General features: G+C 43.2%; 5 protein-coding genes. All 5 read left to right on the top strand.

The features are described from left to right. A partial coding sequence (locus F607_RS31735) for an RHS repeat domain-containing protein (protein ID WP_169719847.1) occupies positions 1-2,793 on the top strand: 2,793 nt, incomplete at its 5' end. Next, positions 2,790-3,269 carry a hypothetical protein gene (locus F607_RS0124815; RefSeq protein WP_027710190.1) on the top strand — a complete coding sequence of 160 codons (480 nt, stop codon included), beginning with the start codon at positions 2,790-2,792 and terminating at the stop codon, positions 3,267-3,269. The genes F607_RS31735 and F607_RS0124815, both read left to right, overlap by 4 nt. A gap of 201 nt (positions 3,270-3,470) precedes the next feature. Beyond that, positions 3,471-3,890 carry a hypothetical protein gene (locus F607_RS0124810; RefSeq protein WP_027710189.1) on the top strand — a complete coding sequence of 140 codons (420 nt, stop codon included), beginning with the start codon at positions 3,471-3,473 and terminating at the stop codon, positions 3,888-3,890. A 92-nt stretch (positions 3,891-3,982) separates the two neighbouring features. Continuing rightward, positions 3,983-4,585: a hypothetical protein gene (locus tag F607_RS0124805; protein ID WP_027710188.1), complete on the top strand. Its 603-nt coding sequence runs from the start codon at positions 3,983-3,985 to the stop codon at positions 4,583-4,585. Positions 4,586-4,606: 21 nt separating this feature from the next. Next, positions 4,607-4,747: a hypothetical protein gene (locus tag F607_RS34390; RefSeq protein WP_157365596.1), complete on the top strand. Its 141-nt coding sequence runs from the start codon at positions 4,607-4,609 to the stop codon at positions 4,745-4,747. Positions 4,748-4,759 lie beyond the last annotated feature (12 nt).

The following is a 4,759-nucleotide window of genomic DNA, read 5'->3' as shown; positions in this document are numbered from 1 at the left end:
CGTGGTTGGTGTAATGCAGAGACAGAATGTCCCGCAGGCGCCGTGTATTGGGTAAAAACCCAAGCCCAGGGCAGTGCCCCCACCACGGTTTATGTGGATCAACTGGAACGAACGATTCGCACCGAAACCCTGGCCTTAACCGGGGAAACCCAATACCAGGACACCGTGTATAACGCACTAGGTCAGGTGGAGAAAACCTCGTTACCTTACTTTAAAGGTGATGAGGTGTACTGGACCACCTACCAATATGATCCCTTATTACGGATCGTCAAAACCACACAACCCGATGGCACCACCAGTGAGGTGGCTTATCAAGGTTTAAATAAAGTCCTGACTAACGCCAAAGGCCAGACCAAAACCGAACACTATAACGGGGCCGGTCAGTTGGTGAAGGTGATAGATGCCTTAGGTAGCACACTAAGCTACACCTACGACAGTTTCGGTAATCTGACGCAAACCACGGATCCAGACAATAATATCGTCGACCTGACGTATGATGTATTGGGCCGTAAGGTCGCGATGAATGATCCGGATAAAGGCGCATGGTCTTATGAATATGATGCCTTGGGTCGGCTGATTCGTCAGCAGGATGCCAAAGGCCAGGTCACCAAGCTCAGCTATGACACCCTCGACCGTTTAATCAAGCAAACGGAAAATGCTCAAGCCAGCTCTAAACTACTCTGGCGGGTCTCTGAATTTCAGTATGACCAACAGCATAAAGGGCTACTGGATCAGGTGACGGTCGATGGCATTACCCAACAGTATCAGTACGATAACTTGGGGCGCTTAACCTCAGAAACGCAAACGCTGTTTGGCGAAAGCTTTACCCTGAGTTATAGCTATGACCAATACAGCCGTCCGTTACAAACAACGTTCCCCACAGGACTCACAGCCAAGCAGACCTACAACGAGCGCGGCTACTTAACCTCAATTACCGATGGTAAGGCCAGCAATGCCACCACCTATTGGCAAGCACAAGCGGTGGATGCGTTAGGCAATATTACCCAACAACAATACGGTAATGGCGCGACGACGTTGAGGGTGTTTGATGCCAAAACCGGTCGCTTGCAAGACAGCGGTGCCTATATCGGCAGTACCACGCAAATTGAAGACCTGCATTTTGCATACGATGAATTAGGTAATCTCACTCAGCGTGAAGATAAACGACAGAAGATCCAAGAGACCTTTGCCTATGATCAACTGAACCGTTTAACGGAAGTCACCGCGCAACTCAGTGGTAATACCTTAACCACCAGTGTGCAGTACGATGCCCTAGGCAATATCACCCATAAGTCGGATGTCGGTGATTATAGCTACGCAGGTAAGTGTGGCAGTCAACAAGCCGGTCCTCATGCGTTAACCAAAACCACGGGCAGTCAAAACGCTACCTACTGCTACGATGCCAACGGCAACATGACCAGCGGCAATGGCCGTACCGTGCGCTATACCGCCTTTGATAAGCCCGATCAGATCATTCGCGGTGATTACCAAATTGACCTGGTATATGGTCCCGATCAAAAACGGGTACGTCGGATTGATCAAGGTCCCACCGGCACCAGCACGACCTACTACCAATCCGGTGTTTATGAAAAGGTGGTGAGTGATACCGGCAAAATACAGCACAAGCATTACATTGCGGATGTCGCCATTATCACTAAAACTGAAAATGGCGGCACCGAAGATGGCACAAAAACCAATTATTTCCATCGGGATCACTTAGACTCACTCACCGCCATTACTGACCAAAATGGCCAGGTGGTTGAACGCTTCAGTTATGATCCTTGGGGTAAACGCCGTCAGACCGATTGGCAAGCCGCGATTGATTTTACGCAAATCACCAGTACCATTACTAAGCGTGGCTTCACCAATCACGAACATCTGGATGGTGTGGGCCTGATCCACATGAACGGGCGGGTGTATGATCCGAATGTGGGACGATTCCTCAGTGCAGACCCGTTTGTTCAGTTTGTGGATGATTTACAAAGTTATAACCGTTATAGCTATGTGCGTAATAATCCTCTGAATACTTATGATCCAACGGGTTTTATGGAGGAGTGTAAGCCTGATGCAGAAATTGGGTGGACTGACCCTGGTGGTGGCAGGAAGTCTGAAGAATCAAGGTCAAGAGGCAGTGATCGTGGAAGTAATACTGACATTGGGTATGCTGGACCTTTAAGGCCTGAATACCAGCCTCGGCATTCCACCAATTATGGAGAAAGGATTGCTAATGAAGTTATGGATCAGTACCACTCCATAGGGAGAGGTGAGTCGAACACATTAGATGGTAGTAATCGTGGTCGTTCAAACAGTTTAAACACCTCAGAAAGCGGAGGTAACTTTTTCTCAAGACTCTGGGGGGGAATAAAGGCATTTGCGAAAGACAATCTAACTTTTGCACACTCTTATATTACTGGGTTATCGCCAGATGAAATTGGTGATCCAATGGGACTTTCGCCAAAAAATGCTGCAGAGGAAGAAGGAGCTAAAGCATACAGAGATAACCAGCTAGCTGCCGACTTATCGACAGTTGTTATCACAAGAAACCCGAGAGCAGTCGTAACAAAAGAAGTAAAAAGGGGCAACAAACAAGTTCGTAAAAAGCCAGGCTCTTTGGGGCAAAGTAAAGGTACGGATGCTTTAAGGCGTGAAAATAAAACCGCAAGAGATGCAGCAAGAGAAGCAAAATTAAATAAAGATCAACAGAAGAGCCTTCACAATGAAATCTCTGGGCAAGGGTATTCATATGATGAAATTGTTGAAATAGCAAAAGATATAAAGGATGGAAAACTTTGAATATTAACTCTTGTATTGAACTATTATGCGGGAAAAAGTGCTGGTCTATTATTGCTGGGGAAGGAACTGGCTCAGTTGTTAATCTTGGGTTTGGTGATAAGAAAAAGAGAAATAAATTATTACAAAACTCAGAATTAACTGAAGAGCAAAGGTGTTACTACCCCGAGCTAGAACTTATGGTTTTTTGTGCTTGGAGAGTTTTAAAGTTAAATACCGTTATATGTGGTTGGCGGGATTCAAACGCTCCAGAGGGCGATATGCTAAATGGCTTACAGCTATTAAAAGATAAGGCAGTGATAGATTTAAAATTATCTAAGTTTACTCATGATCTCGAACTTATTCTGGAAGATGACATTAGCATTCAACTTTTTTGTGATCAAACAAATGATTATGATGCTGATGAAAATTACACATTATTTATGAATCCAGGCTCATGTTCTGTAGGTCTTAAGAGCATTGTGAATATTGAAAAATAGCCCTAGTACCACTGCTGGAGGACAGTTTTCAGCCTTTCCTATATGAAACTCTCGAAACCATCAGGGATGAGGGGGAATAAACGGGATCACGCACCCTATGCTGGTGCAGCCGCTGAAATCACGCGGGCAATGATGTATCCGTGAACAGGATGGAATCAGACATAAACCAGCCATCTTTATTGATGACTAGGAGCAGCTTTTATGACTTTGGATGAAGTCGAAAAATACATATCCAATGGTTCCCGTTCTCAAGTCTGTATTATGAGAAAACCTGTGGATGGATTGAGTTTGCTTATTATGTCTTTCTACATAATGGGTAAGCCTGGCTCATATATCTTAAGTGTGGAATTTGACCCTATTGACTTAGTTGATCAAGGAGAGGGTTGGATATGGCACTCATACCCAATGAGTATTGATGCACTTACTAATATAATTGAGCAGCACTTAAATTCACCAATTAAAGAGTGGGAGAATATCACTAAGTCTGGTTTGTTATCTGTTTATGATGAAGAAATAAATAACGAACAATACCTCAAGGAAGAGAGTGTATTTATAGATGATTTACGCTTTGGAGAGGTATTGCTCCCACTTAATTTAAGCTGGAAGAAAAAACCTTTATAGATAAAGCTCAGGTATTAGTAGCCCCAGCCCCAAAAAAAGCTGGGGCGATCTACTTTTACAAATCGAAGAAACAAACTAATTAAGCGATATAAATGAAGAAGTTATTTGCAGTAGTATTAGTATCCGTATTAGCCACTGGTTGTGGTATAAATGTTAAGCGTAGCGTTGAAGATAACGTGCTGACCTCTAATGCATCGCCAGCTATACAACTCAATATACCCAAGTCTTATAAATTAGTGGATTCATCGTCTGGAAAGAAATACTTAGAATACCATGATGGTTTTAGTGGATCTCATAACAAAGAGGACTGGTATTTTTTTCATAGGAAAAATACTAAGGGGTATGTGAATCGTACTTTATTGGTTAGTTTTATTGATGCTGGTGTTCATACGTATTTTAGCGATGATCTTAAAGGTAGGGAGTTTTTTAATAAAGATAACATGTTTTTCAAGGGGTATAATTATAAGACGTATTTTCGTGTAAGAAGGCTCTCTAAAAAGCAGGAGGACGTTTCTGTTTTTGGCTGCTTAATTGAAAAATTACACCTCAAAGCATTTCCACCTCAACAGCGTCGGGCATTCATGATCACGTATGGTGAGATGATTCCCTGCGATGAAGTCATGACAGACGAAATCAGCCCTCGCGTGATATCTGGTGTGAACATGCGAGCTATTGAGTTTATGAATCGTTTGTAAGTTTGTAGGCACGTTTGGATCATGAAAAAAAATATTGAAGTGAGTGGTAAAACACTCAATATTGGTAAAGATAGTTACCCTTGGTTTCAAGTAATAACTGCAATTCCTAATTGGCGAGTAAATCGACTCGCCGCCCTAAAAACATTTCATTCGGTGATTTGAAATTTCTTGTTG

The organism is Zooshikella ganghwensis DSM 15267 (genome assembly GCF_000428585.1).
GTDB lineage: Bacteria > Pseudomonadota > Gammaproteobacteria > Pseudomonadales > Zooshikellaceae > Zooshikella > Zooshikella ganghwensis.
The sequence above is the reverse complement of the archived record's forward strand: the minus strand, read 5'-3'. Positions and strand labels throughout refer to the sequence as shown.